General features: G+C 64.5%; 24 protein-coding genes and 1 tRNA gene. 14 read left to right on the forward strand and 11 right to left on the reverse strand.

The genetic code is table 11. The features are described from left to right. Window positions 1-13: 13 nt before the first annotated feature. Window positions 14-703, forward strand: coding sequence for a hypothetical protein (locus FHS50_RS10440; RefSeq protein WP_221184919.1), 690 nt, complete (start codon window positions 14-16; stop codon window positions 701-703). Here FHS50_RS10440 and FHS50_RS10445 read toward each other — a convergent pair. Further along, a complete protein-coding gene (locus FHS50_RS10445; protein ID WP_183934365.1) occupies window positions 700-2025 on the reverse strand; it encodes an MATE family efflux transporter in 1326 nt (441 codons plus the stop codon). The two genes, FHS50_RS10440 and FHS50_RS10445, sit on opposite strands and share 4 nt — an antisense overlap. Window positions 2026-2067: 42 nt before the next feature. Here FHS50_RS10445 and FHS50_RS10450 point away from each other — a divergent pair, with 42 nt between their 5' ends. After that, complete coding sequence (locus tag FHS50_RS10450) at window positions 2068-2445, forward strand: VOC family protein (protein ID WP_183934366.1); 378 nt, start codon at window positions 2068-2070, stop codon at window positions 2443-2445. Window positions 2446-2449: 4 nt separating this feature from the next. On the opposite strand, the gene FHS50_RS10455 is transcribed toward FHS50_RS10450, so the two are convergent. The 3 genes from FHS50_RS10455 to FHS50_RS10465 are packed head-to-tail and all read right to left on the reverse strand — an operon-like array spanning window position 2450 to window position 5169. Next, a complete protein-coding gene (locus FHS50_RS10455) occupies window positions 2450-2944 on the reverse strand; it encodes a hypothetical protein (RefSeq protein ID WP_183934367.1) in 495 nt (164 codons plus the stop codon). Window positions 2945-3001: 57 nt separating this feature from the next. After that, window positions 3002-4240 carry an ABC transporter permease gene (locus FHS50_RS10460; protein ID WP_183934368.1) on the reverse strand — a complete coding sequence of 413 codons (1239 nt, stop codon included), beginning with the start codon at window positions 4238-4240 and terminating at the stop codon, window positions 3002-3004. Then, a complete protein-coding gene (locus FHS50_RS10465) occupies window positions 4237-5169 on the reverse strand; it encodes an ABC transporter ATP-binding protein (RefSeq protein WP_183934369.1) in 933 nt (310 codons plus the stop codon). Before FHS50_RS10465 ends, FHS50_RS10460 begins: the two co-directional genes overlap by 4 nt. A 29-nt stretch (window positions 5170-5198) precedes the next feature. On the opposite strand from FHS50_RS10465, the gene queG reads away from it, so the two are divergent. Further along, complete coding sequence (gene queG, locus FHS50_RS10470) at window positions 5199-6293, forward strand: tRNA epoxyqueuosine(34) reductase QueG (protein ID WP_183934370.1); 1095 nt, start codon at window positions 5199-5201, stop codon at window positions 6291-6293. Here the strand turns inward: queG and FHS50_RS10475 are convergent. Next, window positions 6227-6586: a hypothetical protein gene (locus FHS50_RS10475; RefSeq protein WP_183934371.1), complete on the reverse strand. Its 360-nt coding sequence runs from the start codon at window positions 6584-6586 to the stop codon at window positions 6227-6229. The genes queG and FHS50_RS10475 overlap by 67 nt on opposite strands. A gap of 99 nt (window positions 6587-6685) precedes the next feature. Between FHS50_RS10475 and FHS50_RS10480 the strand changes: the two genes are divergently transcribed. After that, complete coding sequence (locus FHS50_RS10480) at window positions 6686-7684, forward strand: adenosine kinase (RefSeq protein WP_183934372.1); 999 nt, start codon at window positions 6686-6688, stop codon at window positions 7682-7684. 22 nt (window positions 7685-7706) lie between these two features. Here FHS50_RS10480 and FHS50_RS10485 read toward each other — a convergent pair whose 3' ends face one another. The 3 genes from FHS50_RS10485 to FHS50_RS10495 form a co-directional block, all read right to left on the reverse strand. After that, window positions 7707-9317, reverse strand: coding sequence for an amino acid permease (locus FHS50_RS10485; protein WP_183934373.1), 1611 nt, complete (start codon window positions 9315-9317; stop codon window positions 7707-7709). A gap of 92 nt (window positions 9318-9409) precedes the next feature. Then, on the reverse strand, window positions 9410-10831 hold the full coding sequence (locus FHS50_RS10490) for a sodium-dependent transporter (protein ID WP_183934374.1): 1422 nt from the start codon (window positions 10829-10831) through the stop codon (window positions 9410-9412). Window positions 10832-10915: 84 nt separating this feature from the next. Then, a complete protein-coding gene (locus tag FHS50_RS10495; protein ID WP_183934433.1) occupies window positions 10916-11293 on the reverse strand; it encodes a histidine triad nucleotide-binding protein in 378 nt (125 codons plus the stop codon). Window positions 11294-11445: 152 nt separating this feature from the next. Here FHS50_RS10495 and FHS50_RS10500 point away from each other — a divergent pair, with 152 nt between their 5' ends. The 3 genes from FHS50_RS10500 (at window position 11446) to FHS50_RS10510 (ending at window position 13949) form a co-directional block, all read left to right on the forward strand. Further along, a complete protein-coding gene (locus FHS50_RS10500) occupies window positions 11446-11925 on the forward strand; it encodes an SspB family protein (RefSeq protein ID WP_183934375.1) in 480 nt (159 codons plus the stop codon). Window positions 11926-11998: 73 nt separating this feature from the next. Continuing rightward, on the forward strand, window positions 11999-13387 hold the full coding sequence (fumC, locus tag FHS50_RS10505) for a class II fumarate hydratase (RefSeq protein ID WP_183934376.1): 1389 nt from the start codon (window positions 11999-12001) through the stop codon (window positions 13385-13387). 13 nt (window positions 13388-13400) lie between these two features. Continuing rightward, on the forward strand, window positions 13401-13949 hold the full coding sequence (locus tag FHS50_RS10510; protein ID WP_183934377.1) for a DUF4142 domain-containing protein: 549 nt from the start codon (window positions 13401-13403) through the stop codon (window positions 13947-13949). A gap of 5 nt (window positions 13950-13954) precedes the next feature. Here the strand turns inward: FHS50_RS10510 and FHS50_RS10515 are convergent, their stop codons facing one another. Beyond that, window positions 13955-14122 (reverse strand): hypothetical protein, encoded by a 168-nt coding sequence (locus tag FHS50_RS10515; RefSeq protein WP_183934378.1) that lies wholly within the window; start codon window positions 14120-14122, stop codon window positions 13955-13957. Window positions 14123-14353: 231 nt separating this feature from the next. Between FHS50_RS10515 and acnA the strand changes: the two genes are divergently transcribed. Further along, window positions 14354-17029, forward strand: a complete 2676-nt coding sequence (gene acnA / locus FHS50_RS10520) for an aconitate hydratase AcnA (protein WP_183934379.1) — start codon at window positions 14354-14356, stop codon at window positions 17027-17029. A 65-nt stretch (window positions 17030-17094) separates the two neighbouring features. Here acnA and ygfZ read toward each other — a convergent pair whose 3' ends face one another. Then, window positions 17095-17790 carry a CAF17-like 4Fe-4S cluster assembly/insertion protein YgfZ gene (gene ygfZ, locus FHS50_RS10525; protein ID WP_183934380.1) on the reverse strand — a complete coding sequence of 232 codons (696 nt, stop codon included), beginning with the start codon at window positions 17788-17790 and terminating at the stop codon, window positions 17095-17097. A 45-nt stretch (window positions 17791-17835) separates the two neighbouring features. Here ygfZ and pyrC point away from each other — a divergent pair, with 45 nt between their 5' ends. Then, window positions 17836-18885 (forward strand): dihydroorotase, encoded by a 1050-nt coding sequence (pyrC, locus tag FHS50_RS10530; RefSeq protein ID WP_246333125.1) that lies wholly within the window; start codon window positions 17836-17838, stop codon window positions 18883-18885. Here pyrC and FHS50_RS10535 read toward each other — a convergent pair. Continuing rightward, the gene (locus FHS50_RS10535; protein ID WP_183934381.1) at window positions 18882-19640 is read right to left on the reverse strand and encodes a Crp/Fnr family transcriptional regulator; all 759 of its coding nucleotides are present in this window, start codon (window positions 19638-19640) and stop codon (window positions 18882-18884) included. The two genes, pyrC and FHS50_RS10535, sit on opposite strands and share 4 nt — an antisense overlap. Before the next feature lie 143 nt (window positions 19641-19783). Here FHS50_RS10535 and FHS50_RS10540 point away from each other — a divergent pair. The 5 genes from FHS50_RS10540 to FHS50_RS10560 all read left to right on the forward strand — a co-directional run bounded on the left by FHS50_RS10540 (window position 19784) and on the right by FHS50_RS10560 (window position 22057). Beyond that, window positions 19784-19876: transfer RNA gene (locus tag FHS50_RS10540), tRNA-Ser, on the forward strand. Window positions 19877-20014: 138 nt separating this feature from the next. Further along, window positions 20015-21163: a tyrosine-type recombinase/integrase gene (locus tag FHS50_RS10545; RefSeq protein WP_183934382.1), complete on the forward strand. Its 1149-nt coding sequence runs from the start codon at window positions 20015-20017 to the stop codon at window positions 21161-21163. A 167-nt stretch (window positions 21164-21330) separates the two neighbouring features. Then, complete coding sequence (locus tag FHS50_RS10550) at window positions 21331-21522, forward strand: helix-turn-helix domain-containing protein (protein ID WP_221184920.1); 192 nt, start codon at window positions 21331-21333, stop codon at window positions 21520-21522. 90 nt (window positions 21523-21612) lie between these two features. Next, the gene (locus FHS50_RS10555) at window positions 21613-21762 is read left to right on the forward strand and encodes a hypothetical protein (RefSeq protein ID WP_183934383.1); all 150 of its coding nucleotides are present in this window, start codon (window positions 21613-21615) and stop codon (window positions 21760-21762) included. Beyond that, a complete protein-coding gene (locus FHS50_RS10560; RefSeq protein WP_183934384.1) occupies window positions 21755-22057 on the forward strand; it encodes a hypothetical protein in 303 nt (100 codons plus the stop codon). The genes FHS50_RS10555 and FHS50_RS10560 overlap by 8 nt, the downstream gene beginning before the upstream one ends. The last annotated feature ends 19 nt before the right edge of the window (window positions 22058-22076 follow it).

Here is a 22076-nt window from a genome sequence, read left to right on the forward strand (position 1 = left end):
AGGGAGTTTCAACATGCGTTTTCTGATCGCGGCGCTTGCCGCCACCACCGCTTTCGCCACCCCCGCGCTGGCCCAGTCGGGCCAGCAGGAGCAGCAACGCCAGCAGGCGATGGGCCAGATGGGTCAGATGTCGCCTGCCGCGCGCGCTGCCATGCAGTCGGGCAACCAGCCCGACGTGCTGCTCGACATTCCCAACCTGTCGATCGACGAACTCACCGTCGAGGTGGACAGCCTCGAAGTCGACATCTCGCTCGATGCCCGGCTCGCCAATCTCCTCAAGCTGACCGCGGGCGCCAATGCCAGCGTCGACAAGGTCAAGATCGGCATCAAGGGCGTGCAGGCGCAGGCGACGCTCATCGTTCGCTTCGACAATGTGAAGGAAATCATCGACCGCACGCTCCAGACGATCGACAATAATCCGGAGATCGTCGAAGGGCTCTTCAGCACGGTCGACAATACCGTCGGCACCGTCGGCAATGTCGCCAACAATGCCGTTTCGACCGTCGGAAACCTCACCACCACGCTGCTTCGCGAAGGCCAGCTTCTGAACTTGGCCAACAGCGGCCTCAGCCTCGTCAACGAAACGGTGAACGCGGCGGGCAATACGGTGCGGCAGGTCCGTTCCTCGAACGGCGGTCTCTACGAAGTCGTCACCGACGCTTCGAACCGCATCCTCTCCTCGCGCCAGCTTTCCTCGCGCTAGGGACGGTCGAATTCCGCACGGGTCAGGCGGCCCATCAAGGCCGCCTGCCACACTGCCCGTGCCACGAGGAACAGGGTGAAGCTCGCCCACAGGCCATGATTGCCCAGCGGCCAGGTCAGCCATAGCGCGAGCGCATAGGCCGCTGCGCCCCCCAGCATCGTGAACAGCAGGTGGCGGGTCCAGCTGGCTCCGACATACACCCCGTCGAACACGAAGCCGGCCACCCCCGCGAAGGGGATGAGGACCAGCCATGGCGCCATTTCCTGCGCCGCGTCGCGCACAGCCGGCGTGGCCGCGAAGCTCGCCAGGATCGGATCGGCGAACAGGGCGAACGCCCCTGCAAGCAAGAGGGCCGCGACAAAGCCCCGCTGCGTGATCGCCTTCACATAAGCGACGAAGCCTGCCCGGTCTCCAGCTCCCTTGCGCTCGCCATTGAGCACCTGCGCGGCATTTTCGAACCCGTCGAGAAGCAGCGCCGAGAAGACGAACAATTGATAGATGATCCCGTTGGCCGCGAGCGTCACCGCGCCCCGCTCGGCGCTCAAGCGCGTCAGCGCGGCGAGGCTGACCATCAGCACCACCGTGCGCAGGAAAAGGTCGCGGTTGACGATCAGGAAGGGGCGCAGCGCCGCCAGCCCGAACTGCGCCCGCTCGCGCGCCGCGCCGAGAAGATGGCGCCCCGCCGGGCTGGCAAGAATGAGCGTGCCGACCAGCGCGAGCTTGGCATATTCGGCGATGAAGCTCGACCAGGCGACCCCCGAAATCCCCATGCCGAGGCCCAGCACGAACCACAGTCCCAACCCCACATTGAGAAGATTATAGGCAATCTCGATTGCCATCGCGGTGCGCACCTGTCGCCGCCCGACGAGGAAGCCGATGAGCGCGAGGTTCGCCATCACGCCCGGCGCGCTCCAGTAACGGATGTCGGCATAGATGCGCGCGGCGCGCAGCACCTCGCCCTCGGCCCCCAGCGCCGAGAGAAGCAGTGGCAGCAGGATCGGCTTGGCGAGAAGCAGGAGCGCGGCGATCGTCACGCCGACCAGCAGTCCGCGGGCAAGCAGTTCCGCCTGTGCCCGCTCGCCTTCGCGGGTGCCCGCTTGCGCGACCATCCCCGTGGTGCCGGTCTTGAGGAAATTCATCACCGTGAACACGAGAGCGAACAGCCGCGCGCCCACATCGACCGCGCCCTGGGTCGCCGCATCGCCAAGGCGACCGACGATCCACATGTCGCCGATCCCGATCAGCGCGGTCGCGACATTGGTGAGCATCGCCGGAATGGCGAGCGCCCAGATGGCGCGACTGTCGATCCGTGCGCTGATCATCGCGGCCTGCTATGGCAGCGGCAGGAAACAAGGGGAAGCAATATGGGCAGGATTACCGGACTGGGCGGCGTCTTCATCAAGCGCGCCGATGTCGAGAAAAGCAGCCGATGGTACAAGGAGGTGCTGGGCATCAGCGGCGAATATGGCCCCGTCTTCCGCTTCTCCGACGAACCCAAGGACGACCCTTTCAGCTTGCTGTCGAGCTTTGCCGACGACACCGACTATCTCGATCCCTCGCCGCATCCCTTCATGCTCAACCTGCGCGTCGACGATCTCGACAGCTTCCAGACCGAGCTGGAGGAAAAGGGCGTGGAAATCCTCGGTCGCCAGGACGAGCCCTATGGCAAGTTCGCCTGGATCCTCGACCCCGACGGCGTGAAGATCGAATTGTGGGAGCAGATCGGCCCCGCTCCCGAATGAGCGGCTAGCCGTCCATCTCGCTTGCGACGCAGCTTTCGAGCGCTTCGAGCGGGCGACCCATCGGCCCCGTCGCCAATCGCACGTCGATCAATCGCCCGGCATGGAGCGAAAGGCTGTCATCGACATGTCCGAGCGGGTGGCTCGCCGGGTCCATCGTCACGCCGAAGCGCATGAAGCCGCCGGCCATCGCGATACGGTGGACCTCGGGCGACAATGCGCTTTCGCCATCGTCGATCACCAGGTCGCCGGTCACCCGATAGACCTCATTGTCGAGCTTGTCCTTGTGGAGCACGACCAGTTCCATCGCGGGATCGCCGGCATAGCGATTGACGTGCAGGAAATATTGCTCCTTGCCCGCCGAAAATTCGCGGAACACCGTGCATCCGGCATCGCTGACATCGACGACCCATTGCCCGGTCGGAGTGGCATTCTGCTGCTTCGCGGCGGCAGGCGCGGCGAGAAGGCCGATCGACAGGGCCGCGGCGAGATATTTTCTCATGACTCCATCTCCCGATGCTGACGCACAATAATTACTCCTATCGCGCCAATGCGTCCATCACTGCCGTGCCGGCCGCCCGAACCATTTGCGCCACTCTCCGCGCGGCCCCGACTTCAGCACCGAGCGCTTGAACATGCGGCTCGCGAACTTGAGTATGAGCGCCACCCACAGCGCCTGCCATGCCAGCGCGAGGAGATGCGGCCAGAGCGCGGCATCCTCCGCCGCCCGCCCGAGCATCGCGAAGGGAGAGGAGAGGGGAAAGACCGCCGCGCCGATCGCCTGCCAGCTGTCGGGGCGACCCACGCCGGCAAAGGCGATGAGCAGAAGCACCACCTGGAACATGGTGACCGGCATCGACAGGATCTGCACCTCGCGCGCGGTCGAGGCCTGCGCCCCGATCCCGAGGAAGGCCGCGCCGATGAGGAGGTAGCTCATCGCGAAATAGACGGGGATGAGCAGGAGATAGACGGGCCAGCCGATTGCCGGGCCCGCGCCCAGCACGTTCACGCCCGCTCCGGGCTCGTAGAAAAAGGCCAGCATCGCCGCGCCCGCGAGGAACCAGACGAAGATGCCGGTGAGCGAAATCGCCAGCATGGCAAAGAGCTTGCCGACGAAAATGCTGTCGATCGGTACCGCGGCGGCGAGCACCTCGATCACCTTGTTGCCCTTCTCCTCGAGCATCTGCGACAGGAGCATGGTCGAAAGAAGAAGAGTGAGCACGAACAGGAGCATCTGTCCCGCGCGGGCCAGCAATTTGCGCACCGTCTCGATCGAGGCCGCGACCCGTTCCTGCTGCGTCAGCTTGAGCTGGGTGCGCCCGGGAGGCGCCGCCTCGGCCTGCCGCGCTTCCTCGATGAACAGCGCCAACTGCTTCACCGAACTATTGTCGCCGCCGGTGCCCCCGATGAAATGCGGCTCCTCGCCAAGAGGGTCTTCGAGCACACCGATGACATCGCCCTGGCCTCCGGCAAGGATCTCCTGCCTTTGCCGAACAAGGTCGTCCGAAGGCGCGACATGGACCATCTCGACCCGCGCGATGCGGGGAATGACCGGCGCGATGCGCGCCTGCGCTTCGACGAGCTTTCCATAGTCCTCCACGCTCGACACCACCGCAATCCGCGGTGACTGTTCGTCGCCGCGCGCGATCTGGTTGCCCACTCCGCCGAACAGCGCGCCCAGCGCCAGCGGAAACAGCGGGCCGAGCAGGAAGAAAAGGAAGGTCTTGGAAAAGACCGTCGCCTGATAGTCGCGCCGCGCGATGACGAAGGCAGCGCGGATCCATTCGGGCCATCTCATCGTCCCTGCTCCATCTCGTCGGCGGCGGCCTGCCCGGCAATGGCGACGAAGGCATCGTGCAGCCCCGGCCGCTCGATCGACAGGGTCTCGATCCCCGCATCTCCGTCGATCAGCGCCTTCAGAAGCGGTTCGGGCCCGCTCTCGGGCAGTTCGAAGACATATTCGCCTCCGCCATTGGGCTTCGCTCCGGGCGGAAGCGCGCTTTGCCACGGACCATCGGCAGCGCGGGTCTTGAGATGCACCACGGGACGCAGCCGTCCGCGCGCTTCATCGACCGCGCCCGAAAAGGCGACCTTGCCCTTGGCGATGATCGCCACCTGTTCGCACAGCCGCTCGGCATGGGCGATGACATGGGTGGAGAAAATGACCGTGGTGCCGCGCGCCGCCTGCGCCCGGATCATCTCCTCGAGCTTGCCCTGGTTGATGGCATCGAGACCCGAGAAAGGCTCGTCGAGCACGATCAGCTTGGGATCATGGACGATGGTGCCGAGAAGCTGGACGGTCTGCGCCATTCCCTTGGAAAGCGAGCGGATGGGCTTGTCGACCCATTCCTCCAGCCCGTGCCGCGCAAGCAATTCGGGCGCGCGGCGCCGCCCTTCGGCAAGCGGCAGGTTGCGCAGCGCCCCCATGAAGGCGATTGCTTCCTTGGCGGTCATCGCGGGGTAGAGCCCGCGCTCCTCGGGAAGATAGCCAACGTCATGCGCCACCGACAGCGGCCGGTCCGAGCCAAGCAGCGTGCGATGCCCCTCGTCGGGATCGATGATCCCCAGCATCATGCGGATGGTGGTGGTCTTGCCCGCTCCATTGGGGCCGAGAATGCCGAAAATCGAGCCTTCGGGAACCGACAGGCTCACTCCGTCCACGGCGCGCTTGCCGTCAAAATATTTGATCAGGCGATCCGCCTGCGCGGCAAAGCGGCTGTTCGTCATGCACTTCAGTGGTAGAGGCTGGAACCGTCATGGCAAGCCTCGAAGAGCAAATCCGCGAAGAAGCGGCCCGGCTGGGCTTCAACGCCTGCGGCTTCTGCGATGCCGGGGCGACCGACGAAGCGGGCGCGCACCTGCTCCAATGGCTGGGTGAAGGGCGCCATGGCGAAATGGGCTGGATGGAGGAGCGCAAGGGCCAGCGCGCATCGGTGCGCGGCCTCTGGCCCGAAGCGCGCTCGGTGATCGCCCTGGCAATGAGCTATGCTCCGGCCAATGACCCGCTCGCGCTCGAAGGCCAAGGCGATGTCGGGCGCATCAGCGTCTATGCGCAGGGCGCCGACTATCACAAGGTGGTGAAGCAGAAATTGAAGGCGCTCGCCCGCTGGCTGGTCGAGCGCACGGGGTGCGAACTCAAGGTCTTCGTCGATACCGCGCCGGTGATGGAAAAGCCGCTGGCCGCCGCGGCTGGAGTGGGCTGGCAGGGCAAACATACCAATCTTCTCAGCCGCGATCTCGGCAACTGGTTCTTCATCGGGGTGATCTACACCACGCTCGACCTGGAGCACGACGCCCCGGCGAGCGAGCATTGCGGAAGCTGCACCCGCTGTATCCGCGCCTGTCCGACGGGCGCGATCACCGGCCCGGGCCGGATCGATGCCCGCGCCTGCATTTCCTATCTCACCATCGAACTCAACGGCCCCATCCCGCATGAATATCGCGAAGCGATGGGCAACCGCATCTATGGCTGCGACGATTGCCTCGCCGTCTGCCCGTGGAACCGCTTCGCAAGGGAAGCGCAGGCCAACCGGAAGTTCCTCCCCCGCGCCGAGCTGGTGGCGCCCAAGCTGGCCGACCTGCTTGCGCTCGACGATGCGGCATTCCGCGAGATGTTCTCGGGCTCTCCGATCAAGCGGATCGGACGCAATCGAATGGTTCGCAATTGCCTGATTGCCGCAGGCAACAGCGGGGACCAGGCCCTCGTCGCTCATGTCCGTCCACATCTCGACGACCCCGATCCGGTGGTCGCCGAAGCCGCCCGATGGGCGCTCGAACGATTGGGTCAGGAAGCGGGCGGAGTGGGGGACAAGGCCGCGATGCAGGCGTCGAGGTCGACATCGCGCCCATAGATGTCGCGCGCGTCAGCATGCAGCGTCACCGCTTCGCCGCGCCCGCCGCGCGGCGGGTAGAGATAGGTGTCGAGAATGCAGGCCCGGCCCTTGAACTGCAGCTTGGTGCCATCGCCTTCGACCACGCGTAGCGCTGGCGCTCCGAACCTCGCGGTCAGCTGGGCCGCCGTCGCTCCCAGAAGCGGTCCGCCCGACTGGACCTGCGGCGGCGCGGGCGGCGGACGGGAGACGGGACGCTGCGGCGCGGCGCAGGCCGCGACAAGCAGGACAGGAGCGAGAAGAAGAAAGCGCATATCCGCTGATTGGCGCGGTCCGGCGACCCGCGCAAGCTTGCCCTTCCGGCATCTGGCGGCTAGGCGGCGCGCTTCATCGCATTTGACCGAGGATCGAGAATGAACCAGCCCCGTTACGACGTGCTTGCCATCGGCAATGCCATCGTCGACGTGATCGCCGACGCCACCGACAAGTTCCTCGAGGAGCAGGGTCTCGACAAGGGCTCGATGCGGCTGATCGACGAGGAAGAGGCGACCCGGCTCTACGGTCTGATGAACCCCGGGCGTGAACTGTCGGGCGGCTCGGCCGGCAACACCGCCGCGGGCCTTGCCGCACTGGGCGTGAAGACCGCTTTCATCGGGCAGGTCGCCAACGACCAGCTCGGCACCATCTACCGGCATGACATCGAGGCCGCGGGCGTGGATTTCCTCGCTCCGCCGCGCGACGACGTGGGCGCGACCGCGCGCTGCCTCGTTCTCGTCACCCCCGATGCCCAGCGCACGATGAACACTTTCCTCGGCGCCGCCAACCAGCTTCCGCCCGAAGCGATTGATCCTTCCGCCATCGCCGATGCCGCGATCCTCTATCTCGAAGGCTATCTGTGGGACCTGCCGGGTCCGAAGGCGGCAATGGAAAAGGCCATTGATGCGGCCCGCGATGCCGGGCGCAAGGTCGCCTTCACCCTGTCGGACAGCTTCTGCATCGCTCGCCACCGCGACGATTTCCTCCGCCTCATCGACGAAGGCAAGATCGACATCCTCTTCTCCAACGAGAAGGAAATCGTCGAACTGTCGGGCGAAGGCGACATCGACGACGCGGCTGCCAAGATCGCTCCCAAGGTGCCGCTGCTGATCGTCACCCGCTCGGAAAAGGGCGCGATCGCGATCGAGGACGGGCATCGCGCCCGCGTGGGAGCCGAGCCGATCCGCGAGCTGGTGGACACCACCGGCGCGGGCGATCTCTTCGCTTCGGGCTTCCTTGCCGGCATGGCACGCGGTCTCGATCTCGAGGCCTCGCTACGCCTCGGCGCGATCGCCGCCGCCGAAGTGATCCAGCATTATGGCGCTCGCCCCGAAGAGGATCTGAAAGCGCTCGCCAGCCACATCCTCGAAGCCTGAGCCTGCCTCGCCGCCGCGTTGATCAGGGCGTGACCGGCGGGCGGCGCGGCGGGTCGAGCGGATCGCGTTCGTCCACGCCGGGAATCGCGGGCTCGATATCGTGGATCTCGGGCTCGTGCACCTCGATAAGGCCCTGCCCGAGGTGGCTCTTGCGATAGCCGTAGAGGAAATAGATCCCCACCCCGATCAGCGTCCACACCGGCAGCACCAGCATCGCTCCGGCGGGCAGGTTGAGGAACAGGAAAGCGCAGCCGAAAATGGTGGCGGGTCCCACCAGCCACAGCATCGGCGTGCGGAAGGAACGCGGGCGATCGGGATCGGTGCGACGCAGCACCATCACCGCCACCGCCACCATCGCGAAGGCATAGAGTGTCCCGGCATTGGCGATGTCGGCAAGCTGCCCCACCGGGAAGAAGGCCGCCCCGGTCGCGACGATGACGCCGGTGATCGCGGTGACCACATGGGGCGTCTTCCACTTGGGATGCACCGCCGACAGCCGCTCGGGAAGCAGGCCGTCGCGGCTCATCACGAAGAAGATGCGCGTCTGGGCGAAAAGCAGGACGAGAATCACCGAGGGCAGGGCAAGGAAGGCCGCGATGCCGAGGGCGTTGCCGATGCTCGAAAAGCCGATCTGGCGAAGCACGTGCGCCAGGGCCTCGTCCGAACAGACCAGCGCGCCCGAATAAGCGGGCAGCGCGCATTGCCGCGCCAATTCTTCCGATCCGGCGGGGAAGGGAACGCCATTGGGTCCCATGATCGGCTGGCCCCCGATGGTGCCGATCGCGCCCGCCGCCACCAGCACGTAGAAGATGGTGCAAATGAGCAGCGAGCCGACCAATCCGATGGGTACGTTGCGCTGCGGATTGCGCGTTTCCTCGGCGGCGGTCGAGACCGCGTCGAAGCCGACATAGGCGAAGAAGATGGTCGCCGCCGCCCCGACCGCGCCCACACCCGATCCGAAGCCGCCGAACACTCCCGCCGGAAGGAAGGGATTGAAGCGCGCGGTCTCGACCGCCGGAAGCGTGAGGACGATGAAGGCGGTAAGCGCGCTGACCTTGATCGCGACCAGAATCGCATTGACCTTGGCGCTTTCATTGGTGCCGATCATCAACAGCCAGGTCACCAGAAGCGCGATCACCGCGGCGGGTAGGTTGATGAACCCGCCGGGCTGCCCGCCCAGCGCCAGCGGTCCGGCGGCAAGGAAAGCGGGTAATTGCAGCCCGAGAAATTCGTCGAGAATCGTCCCCGCGAAATAGCCCGACCAGCCCACCGAAACGGCGCTCGCGGCGATGGCATATTCGAGAACCAGCGCCCAGCCGACCGTCCAGGCGAGGAATTCGCCCATGGTCGCATAGCTATAGGTATAGGCCGACCCCGCAACCGGGATGGTCGAGGCGATCTCGGCATAGCAGAAGGCCGCGACAAGGCAGACCAGCCCCGCGATGACGAAGGCCAGCATGAGGCCCGGCCCGGCTTTCTGGGCGCCTGCCGAGGTCAGGACGAAAATGCCGGTGCCGATGATGCAGCCGACCCCGAACAGGGTCAGCTGCAACGCCCCCAGCGAACGGTGGAGGGCTTTTTTCTCGGCGGTGGCAAGGATGGCATCGAGAGGCTTCACGCGGGCAAATTTCATGCCGCTGTCTCCATCCCGCGGCAGCCCGATTGCCGCCGCGGGACAAAGCGATGATTAGCGCGCCGCGCGGGCCGCGCAATCGCAAAAATGCGTTAGCCGATAATCCCCGGGAAAATGCCGACGATGAGGATCGCGGCAAGGGCGATCGGGCACAGCCACGCGACCAGGAAACGCCAGGTGACATGCACCCAGCCCGAGATGCCATTTTCGGCGTCGAGCAGTTTTCGATCGGCGATCCAGCCGACGAAGATGGCGGTGATCAGCGCCGCGACGGGCAGCATCACCTTGCCGGTGAGGACATCGAGCGTATTGAAGAAGTCCTGTCCCTCGAACAGCGGGATGAAGCCCAACGGCTCCCAACCCGCGAAGGTCGTGGTCGACAGGGAAGCGATGCCCCCGATGAGCAGCACCAGTCCGCCCGAGATGAGCGTGGTGCGCCCGCGTCCCATGCCGAACCGGTCGATCGCCCAGCTGGTCGGCGCCTCGAGCAGCGCGACCGCGCTGGTCAGCGCCGCGAAGAAGACCATCACGAAGAAGGCAAAGCCGATGAGCGATCCCGCCGGCATCGTCATGAAGGCGGTCGGCAGCGTCTGGAACATCAGCCCCATGCCCGAATTGGCATCGAGCCCGGCGGCAAAGACGATCGGGAAGATCGCAAAGCCCGCCAGCAGCGCGACCGAGGTGTCCGCCGAGGCGATGACCGCGCTGGTCTTGCCGAGGTTAATGTTGCGGTCGGCATAGGCGCCATAGGTGATCATCATCGCCGAACCCAGCGACAGCGAGAAAAAGGCCTGCCCCACCGCGGCGAGCATCACCGGCCCCGTCAGCTTCTCGGGTTCGAAGGTGAAGAGATAGGAGAAGGTCCGGGCGAAATCGCCGGTCACCAGGCCATAGGCAGTGATGCCGAGAAAGATGGTGAAGAAGATCGGCATCAGCCAGGTGGCGACGAATTCGATCCCCTTGTTCACGCCCCGCGCGACGAAGAAGATGGTGATGCCGATGAACAGGATGTGCAGCATCAGCTGGAGCGACCCGTCGGCGAACAGCGCGGGCATGATGCCCTGCACATCTTCGGCGCTCTTGCCGGCAAAGGCGCTGTTGAACGGCCCGCCGTTGAACAGTTCGGCCCCGAACAGGCCGATATAATGCAGCACCCAGCCGCCGATCACCGAATAATAGCAAAGGATGAGGAAGGCCGCGATCATGCCGATGGTGGCGAGCACCGACCACCCTTCCGAAGCGCCGCTGTCGCGCGCGACGGTGCGCACGCTATCGGGAGCCGCGGCCTGGCCGTGGCGACCGATGAGGATTTCCGACAAGAGCACCGGCAGGCCGATGAGGATGATGCAGCCGATGTAGAAGATGACGAAGGCCCCGCCGCCATTGGCGCCGGCTTCGGCGGGGAAGCGAACGAGGTTGCCGAGACCGACCGCCGAGCCGATGGCCGCCAGGATGAAGGCCGTCCGGCTTGACCAATTCTCATGGCCCGCAGCAGCACCAGTCGTCGCAACCATCAAGATTCCCCTTCGGCAAATTTAAGTGGCGGCAAGGGATAACGCCTTGTCCGCAATTGGCAATGTCCCTTGGGCAGCGCCTCGTCAGATCGCGAGCATCGGCCCCAGCGGCTGGCCCCCGAACAGGTGGACATGAAGGTGGGGGATTTCCTGTCCCGCGCGCTTGCCGATGTTGGCAAGCAGGCGATAGCCCTGTTCGACCATCTCATTGTCGCGCGCCACCTTGCCGATGAAGCGCACGAAATCGGCGATTTCCTCGGGCGAAGCATTTTTCGAAAAATCGTCCCAGCTCACATATTGGCCCTTGGGAATGCACAGGATGTGCACTGGGGCGAGCGGGTTGATGTCATGGAAGGCCAGCGAATGCTCGCTTTCGTCCACCTTGTTGCACGGCACCTCGCCGCGCAGGATCTTGGCGAAGATATTGTCGGGATCATAAGGCTTGGTCGGGTCGATCGGCATCCATCCACTCTCCTCTTGGACGGCTTCTTCTTCGTCTTCGAGCGCCAACCGTCAATAGGTCCTTCGAGGAACGGCCATGCGAACAGCGATCCGCGCACCGAACGACCATTCGCCCTTGACCGGCCCGCTGCCCGCGTCCATCGACGACAATTATGAGTGACGAAGCTCCTGAAAGCCTCATTCCCTACGACGAAATCGTCCAGGATGCCCTGCGCGCGGTCGTCGGACGCGTATTGAGGGAAGTCGAACAGAGCGGCACCCTTCCGGGCAGCCACCACTTCTACATCACCTTCCGGACGCAAAGCCCCGGCGTGGACATCCCGGGCCACCTGGCCGAGCGTTTCCCCGAGGAAATGACGATCGTCATCCAGCACCGCTTCTGGGACCTCAAGGTCAGCGACGACAGCTTCACCGTGGGGCTGAGCTTCGGCGGCGTGCCCTCGACGCTCAACATTCCCTTCAGCGCGGTGACCGATTTCGTCGATCCCGCGGTCGAGTTCAGCCTCAAGTTCCAGCCCAACGAGGACATGGACGATGAGGTCGAGGAGGAAGAGGCCTCCCCGACTCGCCTGCCCGATTCCAGCGGCGACGGGTCGAACGTCGTGTCGGTCGATTTCACCAAAAAGAAATAGGCGACCACTCGACTCCGCCGTGGCTGCGTCCTAACCGGACGCCAAATCCATCAAGCCAAGCGGAGCAAGTCTCGTGACGACCCGAACCGAAAGCGATTCCATCGGCCCCATCGAAGTCCCAGGGGACGCCTATTGGGGCGCGCAAACCCAGCGCAGCCTCGAGAATTTTCCCTTCTCCGACCGCGAGCGCATGCCCATCGGGCTGGTCCACGCCCAAGCGATCGTCAAGCAGGCGGCAGGCCGGGTCAATCGCAAGCACGGCCTTGACGAGAAGATCGCCGACGCGATCGAAAATGCCGCCCGCGCGATTACCTCGGGCAAGCATGACGACCAATTCCCGCTGACCATCTGGCAGACGGGTTCTGGCACCCAGACCAACATGAACGTCAACGAGGTGATCGCCGGCATCGCCAACGAAGCCCTGAGCGGGCAGCGCGGCGGAAAGTCGCCGGTCCACCCCAACGATCATGTCAACAAGTCGCAAAGCTCGAACGACAGCTTCCCCACCGCGCTTCATGTCTCGGCGGCGCTGGCGACGCGCGACCGCCTCCTTCCCGCGCTCGACACGCTCACTGCCGCGCTCGAGGAAAAGGCCCGCGCCTTCGACCATATCGTCAAGATCGGTCGCACCCACACGCAGGACGCCACCCCGCTGACCCTGGGGCAGGAATTCTCGGGCTATGTCGCGCAACTCAAAAGCTGCCGCGCGCGCATCGAAGGCGCGCTCAAGGGCAATGTGATGAAGCTCGCGATCGGCGGCACCGCGGTGGGCACCGGCCTCAATGCCCCCGAGGGCTGGTCGGCCGACATGGTGCGCGAGATCAGCGACATCACCGGCATGGATTTCGAGGATGCGCCCAACAAGTTCGAACAGCTTGCCGCCAAGGATGGGCTGGTCTTCTTCCACGGCGCGCTCAACACGCTCGCGGTGGCCTTGAACAAGATTGCCAACGACATCCGCTTCCTCGGCTCGGGACCGCGCTCGGGTCTCGGCGAACTCAGCCTTCCCGCCAACGAACCGGGCTCCTCGATCATGCCGGGCAAGGTCAACCCGACCCAGTGCGAATCGCTGACGATGGTCGCCGCGCAGGTCATCGGCAACCAGCAGGCGGTCACCGTGGGCGGGATGCAGGGCCATTTCGAACTCAATGTCTTCATGCCGCTCATCGGCGCCAACGTGCTGCGCTCGATCGACCTCCTCTCGACCGGCATGGATAGCTTCGCCGCGCGCGCGGTCGAAGGCATCGAGGCCAATGAGGTGCGCATCCGCGAACTGGTCGAACGTTCGCTCATGCTGGTCACCGCGCTGGCGCCCGAGATCGGCTATGACAATGCCGCCGCGATCGCCAAGCACGCCCACAAGACCGGCCAGACGCTGAAGGAGGCGGGGCTCGAAATGGGGCTCGTCGACGAAGAGACCTTCGACCGCGTGGTCCGTCCCGAAAAGATGATCGGCCGATGAGGGCAGGGGGGCGGTGAACCGCGCGAGGCACACTCTTGCCATCGCCATGCTCGTCATGGCGCTGGCAGGCTGCGCTTCGCGACCCACGCCGGCTCCGTCTCCCGCCGTCGCCGCCCCGGCGGCGGCCAGCGCGGCTCCGCTCGTCCTCCCGCTTTCCTCGGCGGCCTTCATGGAAATGAGCGCCTCGGCGGCGCTTCTCGCGGTGCGCGCTGCCGCACTCGCCGAACAAAGGTCACAGGACCGCGAAGTGCTGGCTTTGGCGCGACTCCAGAAAGCCAATGGGCGCGGGCTGGCGGGACAGTTGAGCTTCGCCGGAAGGCGGCTCGACCTCCTTCCCGCGGCGCGTCTCCTCCCGCATCACCGCCAGTCGCTCGACAAACTCGCCCGCGCGCGCGATTTCGACGCGGCCTATCTCGCGCAGCAGCGCCGCCTTATTCCCTTCATGCTCGACATCCACCGCGCCTATGCCGAACGGGGGCGCAGCCCGACGTTACGGCCGGTCGCCGAATTGGGAAAACAGATGCTTGAAGCCGAGGCCCGCGCGCTCGCGGCGGCGGAATAGGAGGCTCAGCTTTCGCTCAGCTCGTCCTGCGCCTTTTTCCTGCGGGCAAGCGCCGAATAGGCCAGTGCCAGATGGCCCGCGACCCGGGCATCGCGCCCGCCGCCCTTATGTCCGGCGGCTTCGCGCGCCCGAGCGGCGCGCTTCTCGAAATAGCGATGGTCGTGGTGGGGCATGACAAGGCCCCATATATCACGAATAAGCGATGGTTTTGAGGGGCTTGGCCACCGATTGTCGCCGTGCGGGGGCCATTTGTCGAATTGGCCGTTGGCTCCGCCCTCTCAAGGCCGGGTTAAAGGCCGATTGAGAGGCTTTGTCTTTCCTTGCCAGTCTTGCTAGGGGCGCGCCAACCCGTCAATTCTGCGGCGCGCGCCCGCTCGCCGCACGATGAACCAAGAGGATCCAACATGATCGCGACCGGCCAGGACAGTCTCGGCACCCGTTCCACCCTTAGCGTCGATGGTAAGACCATCCATTATTATTCGCTCCAGCGCGCGGGCGAAAAGCTGGGGGACGTGTCGCGTCTGCCTTTCTCGATGAAGGTGCTGCTCGAAAATCTCCTCCGTTTCGAGGATGGCAACACGGTCACGGTCGAGGACATCCAGGCGATCGCCGACTGGCAGAAGGACCGCAAGATCAACCGCGAGATCCAATATCGTCCCGCGCGCGTCCTCATGCAGGACTTCACGGGCGTTCCCGCGGTGGTCGATCTCGCCGCGATGCGCGACGGCATCAAGGCGCTCGGCGGCGATGCGCAGAAGATCAATCCGCAGGTACCCGTCCACCTCGTCATTGACCATAGCGTGATGGTCGACGAATTCGGCACGCCGGTCGCCTTCGAAGCCAATGTCGAGCGCGAATATGAGCGCAACAAGGAGCGCTACGAATTCCTCAAGTGGGGCAGCCGCGCCTTTGACAATTTCAAGGTCGTTCCCCCGGGCACCGGCATCTGCCACCAGGTCAATCTCGAACATATCGCCCAGACGGTCTGGCAGGACGAAGACCAGAATGGCGACACCATCGCCTATCCCGACACGCTGGTCGGCACCGACAGCCACACCACGATGGTCAATGGCCTCGGCGTGCTCGGCTGGGGCGTCGGCGGGATCGAGGCCGAGGCCGCGATGCTCGGCCAGCCGATTTCGATGCTCGTCCCCGAAGTGGTTGGCTTCCGCTTGTCGGGCAAGATGCGCGAAGGCGTGACCGCGACCGACCTCGTGCTCACCGTTACCCAGATGCTCCGCGAAAAGGGCGTGGTGGGCCGGTTCGTCGAATTCTACGGCCCGGGCCTCGATGCGATGACGCTTGCCGACCGCGCGACCATCGCCAACATGGCGCCCGAATATGGCGCGACCTGCGGCTTCTTCCCGATCGACGATCGCACCATCGAATATCTCGAACTCACCGGGCGCGGCGATGTGACCGGCCTCGTGCGCGAATATGCCAAGGCGCAGGGGATGTGGCGCGATGCGGACGCTCCCGAGCCGCTGTTCACCGACACGCTCGAACTCGACATGGGGCAGGTCGAGCCCAGCCTTGCCGGTCCTAAGCGCCCGCAGGACCGCGTCCTCCTCAGCGAGATGGCGAGCGAGTTCCGCAAGCTTCTCGACACCCAATATGGCGGCGGCAAGGGCAGCGAGATCGCGATCGAGGGCGAGGATTACAGCGTCGGCGACGGCGACGTGGTGATCGCCGCGATCACCAGCTGCACCAACACCTCGAACCCCGACGTGATGATCGCGGCGGGCCTCGTCGCCAAGAAGGCGCGCGAACTGGGCCTCACGCGCAAGCCCTGGGTGAAGACCTCGCTTGCCCCGGGAAGCCAGGTTGTCACCGACTATCTCGAAAAGGCGGGCCTGCAGGACGATCTTGACGCGATCGGCTTCGATCTCGTCGGCTATGGCTGCACCACCTGCATCGGCAATTCGGGCCCGCTGCCCGCGCCGATTTCAAAGGCGATCAACGAGAATGACCTCGTTGCCTGCTCGGTGCTTTCGGGCAACCGCAACTTCGAAGGCCGCGTCTCGCCCGACGTGCGCGCGAACTATCTCGCCTCGCCTCCGCTGGTGGTCGCCTATGCGCTGCTGGGCAACACCCGCGAGGACATCACCACCTGCGTCATCGGCCAGGACAAGGATGGCAACGACGTCTATCTGAAGGACATCTGGCCGACCAACGAGGAAGTCCATGCGCTGGTCCGCGACCATGTGAACAAGGACATGTTCAAGGCGCGCTATGCCGACGTCTACAAGGGCGATGATCGCTGGCAGGCGATCGACGTCACCGGCGGCGACACCTACGACTGGCCGCCCGAATCGACCTACATCCAGAACCCGCCCTATTTCCGGGGCATGGAGATGCAGCCGAAGACGCTCACCGACATCGACGGCGCGCGTCCGCTTGCCATCTTCGGCGATTCGATCACCACCGACCACATCAGCCCGGCAGGCGCGATCAAGCTCGACAGCCCGGCCGGCCAATATCTGGTCGAAAAGGGCGTCGAGCGCGCCGAGTTCAACAGCTATGGCGCGCGCCGCGGCAACCATGAAGTGATGATGCGCGGCACTTTCGCCAACATCCGCATCAAGAACCGCATGCTCGACGGCGTCGAAGGCGGCCTCACGCGAGGCCCCTCGGGCGAGGTGCAGCCGATCTACGACGCGGCGATGGACTATATGGCCGAAGGTACGCCGCTGATCGTGCTCGCGGGCAAGGAATATGGCACCGGCTCGTCGCGCGACTGGGCGGCCAAGGGCACCATTCTCCAGGGCGTGCGCGCGGTGATCGCCAAGTCGTTCGAACGCATCCACCGCTCGAACCTCATCGGCATGGGCGTCCTTCCGCTCCAGTTCATGGCGGGCGAAGGCCCCGAGGAACTGGGCTTCGACGGTTCGGAAAGCTTCGCGATCAAGGGCCTGGCCACGCTCGAGCCCCAGCAGGATGTCGAAGTGGTCGCCACCCGCGCCAATGGCGAAACGGTGAAATTCCTGGTGCGCTGCCGCATCGATACGGGCAACGAAATGGAATATTTCCGCAACAGCGGCATTCTCCATTACGTGCTGCGCAACCTCGCCGCCGCCTGAGCGGAAGGTCCAAACTAGCCGATCGGCCGCATGCCCTCACCCGGGCGTGCGGCCGTTGTGCTTTATCAGGGCAGGGCGGCTTTCAGCCAGTCGGGCAGGATCGCGCCCCCGGGGACATTGTCGATCCGCGCATGGACGACCGACAGGCCGAGATCGGGATAACGGACCCGCGCCTTGTCGGCTTCGCCTTCAACGACGAACAGCCGCCGGTTGACCTTGGCGCGCCAGTTCATCCGCGCGGTATTTTCCTGGCCAACGAAACAGCCCTTGCGAAAGCTCACGCCGTTCAGTTCGCCCGCATTGGTCTCGAGCCACAGGAGATCGGCCAGCTCAGCGCGCCCCTCGCAAATCCCGAGCGCAAGGCGATGCTTCCGATAACTCTCGGCAGGCTCGCTCGTGGGCCCAAGCCAGCGGCGGCCCATCTCGGGGTGGCGCGGATCGGCCTCGCCTTCCTCGCCATCGGCTGACCAATGCACCGCCAGGCTGTCGTCGCGGCCGATCTCGATCGGCCGGCGCAGCCGGTAGAGCGTCAGGCGACGAACCAGATCCTCGACGGCATCGGCCTCGACATCGATGAGGAGATCCTCCCCATCGCGCCACACGAAGAAATCGAACAGGCACTTGCCCTGCGGGGTCAATAGCCCGGCCCAGACGGGCAGGTTGCCCGCCACGTCCTGGGTAACGAGGCCCTGCAGGAATTCGGTGACATTCTCGCCCGAAAGACGGACGAGCGCGCGGTCGGAAAGGGTGGTCGCAGCCATGCCCATGAGCTAGGGAGCGCCGAGCCCCAACGCAATGCCGAGCAGATGATGACCGCTGAAACCATGCGCCTCACCCTTCGCCGCCCCGACGACTGGCATCTCCATTTCCGCGATGGCGCGATGCTGAAGGCCGTGGTGCCCTATACGGCGCGCCAGTTCGCGCGGGCGATCGTCATGCCCAATCTCTCGCCGCCCGTCACCACGGTCGAAGCGGCCAGCGCCTATCGCGATCGCATTCTGGCGGCGGTGCCCGAAGGCGCCGATTTCACGCCGCTGATGACCTGCTATCTCACCGATGAAATCGCCGCCGAAGAGGTCGAGCACGGCCATCGCGAAGGCGTGTGGATCGCCGCCAAGCTCTATCCCGCGGGCGCCACCACCAACAGCGCGCATGGCGTCACCGATGTCGCCAATCTCTTTCCCGTGCTCCAGCGCTTGGAGAAGATTGGGATGCCGCTATGCGTCCATGGCGAGGTCACCAGCAGCGATGTCGACATCTTCGACCGCGAAGCGCGCTTCATCGACGAAGTGCTCATCCCGCTGATGGCGCATTTCCCCGATCTCAAGATCATCTTCGAACATATCACGACCAGGGACGCCGCCGATTTCGTCGCCGGCTCGCCGGACAATGTCGCCGCCACGATCACCCCGCAGCATCTGATGCTCAACCGCAATGCGCTGTTCGAAGGCGGGCTGCGGCCCCATGCCTATTGCCTGCCGGTGGTGAAGCGCGAACGGCATCGCCGCGCGGTGCGCGCCGCGGCCACCAGCGGCAGCCCCAAATTCTTCCTCGGCACCGACAGCGCGCCGCACAGCCGCCATGCCAAGGAAAGCTCCTGCGGCTGCGCGGGCATCTTCAACGCGCCCTTCGCGCTCGAAGCCTATGCCACCGTGTTCGAGGAGGAAGGCGTTCTCGACCGGCTCGAAGGCTTCGCCAGCCTGCACGGGCCCGCCTTCTACGACCTGCCGCTCAACGAAGGGACGATCACGCTAGAACGCGCACCCGTCGACGTGCCCGCGTCAATCCCGGTCGGCGATGACGAGATCGTTCCGTTCAAGGCAGGCGAGATGCTCGGCTGGCGTCTCGCCGACTAGCATTGCTCCATCCAGGCGGCATTGCGGTCGCCGATGACCTTGTCGAAATGCCGGTCGAGCGAAGCATAGCAGCCGCACGCCCGCTTCTCGAGCGCGTCGCGATCGACGATCCGGATCACCCCGCGCCGATATTCGATCATGCCCTCGTCCTGGAGCTGGCGTGCGACCGCGTTGATCGTGGTGCGCTGCACGCCCAGAAGTCCGGCCAGCGCGTCCTGGGTGAGCTTGAGGCGGTCGCCCGCCCGGTCCTGCGCGGTCATCAGCCAGCGCGCCGCGCGCGCCTCGATCGGATGGAAAGCATTGCAGGCCACTGACTGCATGACCTGCGCAAGCAGGAAATCGGCATAGCGGCAGTAGAGTTCGCGGACCATCGGGCTGTCGTCCTTGATGCGGTCCATCACGCCCATCGGCACCTGCACCATGCTGCCCTCGACCTGTACCTGCGCCTGGGTGAAGGCAGGCAGGTCGCCGCAACTCACGATCCCCCCGATCGCTCCTTCGCTTCCGATCGAGGCGACTTCGACGCGCCGCTCGTCGTCGTCCAGCTCGACCATCAGTGACACCGTGGTCGAATCGAGCGGGAAATAGCTCTGATCGACGAGCTTGCCGGCATGGAAAAGCCGGTCGCCCACCTCCATATGGACAAGGCGACCATGCGCGCGCAGTTCGTCGCGTGCCTTCCTCGGCATCAGGTCGAGAAGACGGTTGCTCCCGAAGTCGATATCCGCATCGTTCCGGGCCTCGAGGATCGCCATTAAAGTTCTCCTTTACGCGGCAGGCATATTGCAGCCGCCAACGCAGGGCCGGACCTAAAGGCTCCATCGCGCGCAGGAGGATGAAAGCAGGGCATTGAAGTCGGTGCAAAGCTTCGCTAAGTGCGCGGCCCTAGCCAAGGCTCGGAGACGTGGGTGAGTGGCTGAAACCACCGGTTTGCTAAACCGGCGTGCGGCTAATTGTCGTACCGAGGGTTCGAATCCCTCCGTCTCCGCCATCCCCCTATTTCTGCGCGTTTCTCAGCGTCCAAGCGTTTGATTAATAATCAAGCTTTTCAGTCGAAAACTGGCCCCAGCCGTTTCTTGCCGTTTCCGTGCAGCCCGCTTATGCTGTGGGAAACAGTGTGGGAAAGGCCATGGGCAAGCTCACCGCTACTGCAGTCAAGGCCGCGAAAGAACGCGGGCGATACGGGGACGGCGATGGCCTCTACTTGGTCGTCGGCAACGGTGGTGCGAAAAGCTGGGTAGTGCGAATCCAGAAGGACGGTCGCCGCAGGGACATTGGACTCGGTAGCGCCGCGAAGGTGCCATTGAGGTTGGCGCGCGAACGTGCGGTTTCGGTGCGCACCCAAGTTGAGATGGGCATAGATCCCATTGCCGAGCGCCAGAGGGCGGCTGGCGTTCCCACATTCAAGGAAGCGGCAAAGCTGGTCCATGCTGAGCATGCTCCGAGCTGGCGCAATCCCAAACATCGCGCACAATGGCTCTCCAGCCTAGAGGCCTATGTCTTTCCGGCATTCGGCGATCGATCAGTCTCTCAAGTCGAGGCAGCGGACATACGGGACGCGCTGGCGGCAATTTGGCTCGATAAGCCCGAGACTGCCCGTCGCCTGCGACAGCGCGTGCGTACGGTGATCGATTGGGCCGTGGCGAAGGGTTACCGCGACGGGCCTTTGGCAATGGCAGTTATCGACAAGGCACTCCCGCGACAGCGCGCCCGCGTGCAGCACCACAAGGCGCTTCCCTACAGCGAACTGCCGGAGTTTTCCGTAGCCGTAAAAAAGAAGGAGACTATCGGTCGGCTAGCGCTGGAGTTTCTTATTCTCACGGCAGCGCGGTCGGGCGAAGTCCGGCTGTCAACATGGGATGAAATCGACTTTGACGCGCGACTGTGGACCGTGCCAGCCGAGCGCATGAAAGCTGGACGCGAGCATGTGGTGCCAATCTCCGACGCGGCTCTCGATGTGTTGCAACGCGCCAAACTGCATCGGCGCGGTGGCAGCAATCTCATCTTTCAGGGGCAAAAGCGCGGAAAGCCACTGAGCGACATGACGCTGACTAAGATTGTGCGGGATATGGGACGTTCGATCACCGTTCATGGTTTCCGGTCGACCTTCCGTGACTGGGTGGCGGAGCAGACTGACTATCCCGGCGAAGTTGCTGAAGCCGCGTTGGCACATACGGTCGCTGACAAGACAGAGGCAGCTTATCGGAGAGGCAGCCTTCTTCAGAAGCGAACCTCGCTAATGGGGGACTGGGGCCGTTTTGTTTCATCGGCCTACTAAGTCCAACTTATCCACAACAAATCGCTCTTTATCCACGAGGTGTCCCCGCCAATGTGCGATGGTGCAATTCGACCTCTTGAGTTGGGACGCGACTCGTCTCATCCTTGGGGTTGCCAGTTTGTTCTGGCGACCGCACCGGGCGGCTCCCGGACAAGAACGGAGGGCGCATGACGCATCCCGAGTTGATGACAATGAGCGAGTTCCTCGCTCGCTACAGTATCGGTCGCACAACCGCTTATCGTGAGGTGGCAGCGGGCCGCCTGAAAATCCGCAAGCTTGGATCCGCAACGCGGATTGCACGCGAGGACGCTGACGCATGGATGGCAAGCCTGCCCGTGCGCGGCGGAGAAGCCGCATGACGCTCGCCGGAACCCCTACAAAAGAAATGGGCCCTGAAGTCGCTGGCACGACCCAGAGCCCGTACGTCTATCCATGTGAGGAACAACGTAATGACCCATTACAGTGAAGGCGGTCCGAGCCGCAAGCATAATCGCGTGGTCACTATCCCGCGCGAAACCATCGCTCATCTCATCGATGACCTCGTACTCATCCTGCTGGCCGACCAGCCGCAAGAACGGGAGGAGAGGTCCAATGGCTAATCCCAACAGCATCAAGCCGCATCAAGTGGCGGCAGTGCGCTATCGGGCACTGACGGGCCAGGAATGGCGCTACAGGGGCAAGCGCGCCCGTGTGCTGTCCCTGCTGGTCGAAGGCTCCAGCCTCACCCAGTGGGACACCTTGCCTTGGCATACGCGTCTTGGCGGGACCATCCACGCAATGCGCGAGGACGGCCTGTCAATCAGCACTGAGCTGGAGGGTCCTTATCGCCATGCGCGCTATCGGCTCCACACCGAGGGCGACCTGATAAAACAGGTCGGAAACAGCGGTAGCTGATTGATCGCTGGGGCGGCGG

This window comes from Sphingomicrobium lutaoense, assembly GCF_014195685.1.
Lineage (GTDB): Bacteria > Pseudomonadota > Alphaproteobacteria > Sphingomonadales > Sphingomonadaceae > Sphingomicrobium > Sphingomicrobium lutaoense.

What these genes read in the sequence shown, in the direction of transcription:
- FHS50_RS10440 (WP_221184919.1), top strand. Translation starts at nt 14, where the DNA reads ATGCGTTTTCTGATCGCGGCGCTTGCCGCCACCACCGCTTTCGCCACC.
- FHS50_RS10445 (WP_183934365.1), bottom strand. Translation starts at nt 2,025, where the DNA reads ATGATCAGCGCACGGATCGACAGTCGCGCCATCTGGGCGCTCGCCATT.
- FHS50_RS10450 (WP_183934366.1), top strand. Translation starts at nt 2,068, where the DNA reads ATGGGCAGGATTACCGGACTGGGCGGCGTCTTCATCAAGCGCGCCGAT.
- FHS50_RS10455 (WP_183934367.1), bottom strand. Translation starts at nt 2,944, where the DNA reads ATGAGAAAATATCTCGCCGCGGCCCTGTCGATCGGCCTTCTCGCCGCG.
- FHS50_RS10460 (WP_183934368.1), bottom strand. Translation starts at nt 4,240, where the DNA reads ATGAGATGGCCCGAATGGATCCGCGCTGCCTTCGTCATCGCGCGGCGC.
- FHS50_RS10465 (WP_183934369.1), bottom strand. Translation starts at nt 5,169, where the DNA reads ATGACGAACAGCCGCTTTGCCGCGCAGGCGGATCGCCTGATCAAATAT.
- queG (WP_183934370.1), top strand. Translation starts at nt 5,199, where the DNA reads ATGGCAAGCCTCGAAGAGCAAATCCGCGAAGAAGCGGCCCGGCTGGGC.
- FHS50_RS10475 (WP_183934371.1), bottom strand. Translation starts at nt 6,586, where the DNA reads ATGCGCTTTCTTCTTCTCGCTCCTGTCCTGCTTGTCGCGGCCTGCGCC.
- FHS50_RS10480 (WP_183934372.1), top strand. Translation starts at nt 6,686, where the DNA reads ATGAACCAGCCCCGTTACGACGTGCTTGCCATCGGCAATGCCATCGTC.
- FHS50_RS10485 (WP_183934373.1), bottom strand. Translation starts at nt 9,317, where the DNA reads ATGAAATTTGCCCGCGTGAAGCCTCTCGATGCCATCCTTGCCACCGCC.
- FHS50_RS10490 (WP_183934374.1), bottom strand. Translation starts at nt 10,831, where the DNA reads ATGGTTGCGACGACTGGTGCTGCTGCGGGCCATGAGAATTGGTCAAGC.
- FHS50_RS10495 (WP_183934433.1), bottom strand. Translation starts at nt 11,293, where the DNA reads ATGCCGATCGACCCGACCAAGCCTTATGATCCCGACAATATCTTCGCC.
- FHS50_RS10500 (WP_183934375.1), top strand. Translation starts at nt 11,446, where the DNA reads ATGAGTGACGAAGCTCCTGAAAGCCTCATTCCCTACGACGAAATCGTC.
- FHS50_RS10515 (WP_183934378.1), bottom strand. Translation starts at nt 14,122, where the DNA reads ATGCCCCACCACGACCATCGCTATTTCGAGAAGCGCGCCGCTCGGGCG.
- acnA (WP_183934379.1), top strand. Translation starts at nt 14,354, where the DNA reads ATGATCGCGACCGGCCAGGACAGTCTCGGCACCCGTTCCACCCTTAGC.
- ygfZ (WP_183934380.1), bottom strand. Translation starts at nt 17,790, where the DNA reads ATGGCTGCGACCACCCTTTCCGACCGCGCGCTCGTCCGTCTTTCGGGC.
- pyrC (WP_246333125.1), top strand. Translation starts at nt 17,836, where the DNA reads ATGATGACCGCTGAAACCATGCGCCTCACCCTTCGCCGCCCCGACGAC.
- FHS50_RS10535 (WP_183934381.1), bottom strand. Translation starts at nt 19,640, where the DNA reads ATGGCGATCCTCGAGGCCCGGAACGATGCGGATATCGACTTCGGGAGC.
- FHS50_RS10545 (WP_183934382.1), top strand. Translation starts at nt 20,015, where the DNA reads ATGGGCAAGCTCACCGCTACTGCAGTCAAGGCCGCGAAAGAACGCGGG.
- FHS50_RS10550 (WP_221184920.1), top strand. Translation starts at nt 21,331, where the DNA reads ATGACGCATCCCGAGTTGATGACAATGAGCGAGTTCCTCGCTCGCTAC.
- FHS50_RS10555 (WP_183934383.1), top strand. Translation starts at nt 21,613, where the DNA reads ATGACCCATTACAGTGAAGGCGGTCCGAGCCGCAAGCATAATCGCGTG.
- FHS50_RS10560 (WP_183934384.1), top strand. Translation starts at nt 21,755, where the DNA reads ATGGCTAATCCCAACAGCATCAAGCCGCATCAAGTGGCGGCAGTGCGC.